General features: G+C 61.5%; 1 protein-coding gene. It reads right to left on the bottom strand.

Translation table 11 applies throughout. The features are described 5' to 3' along the window. Positions 1–10 precede the first annotated feature (10 nt). Positions 11–561: lytic murein transglycosylase (locus XM53_RS22295; RefSeq protein WP_144435662.1), on the bottom strand; the 551-nt coding region annotated here is incomplete at its 5' end.

Here is a 561-nt window from a genome sequence, read left to right as displayed (position 1 = left end):
CGCCGCACTGCTACAGGCTTTGAAGCAACCCTTGCGATGGAGTGCCTGTCACAGGAAGACCGCGGCTTTCTTGGTAGGCGCGGATTGCAGCCTCCGTGTCGCGACCAATCACACCATCCGCGCCCTGGGTGTCGAAACCACGCGCAGTAAGGCGCTTTTGCAGGCGCACACGATCAGCTTTTGTCAGGCCGTTGGCATCGGGCGGGAACGCCGTCCGCAAGGGACCACCGCCGCGAATGCGGTCGGACAAATGCCCCACGCCAATCGCATAGGCGTCCGAGTTGTTATAGCGCTTGATCACATTGAAATTGCGCGTGGTGGCAAAGCGTGGGCCACCGGGCTGTGGCTGGAGAGATCCATTGCTTGATTCAGAGCCCCAGCCAAGCCCGCGCTGCCAGCCATTGCGTTGCAGGTAAGCGGCTGCAGAGGCCAAAGCATCGCTGGGGTCTTCAGACCAGATGTCGCGCCGTCCGTCGCCAGTGTAGTCAACCGCAAATTGCAGGTAAGATGTTGGGATGAACTGGGTGTGGCCCATGGCCCCCGCCCAGCTACCGGTCATGC

Source organism: Roseovarius atlanticus, from assembly GCF_001441615.1.
Lineage (GTDB): Bacteria > Pseudomonadota > Alphaproteobacteria > Rhodobacterales > Rhodobacteraceae > Roseovarius > Roseovarius atlanticus.
The sequence above is the reverse complement of the archived record's forward strand: the minus strand, read 5'-3'. Positions and strand labels throughout refer to the sequence as shown.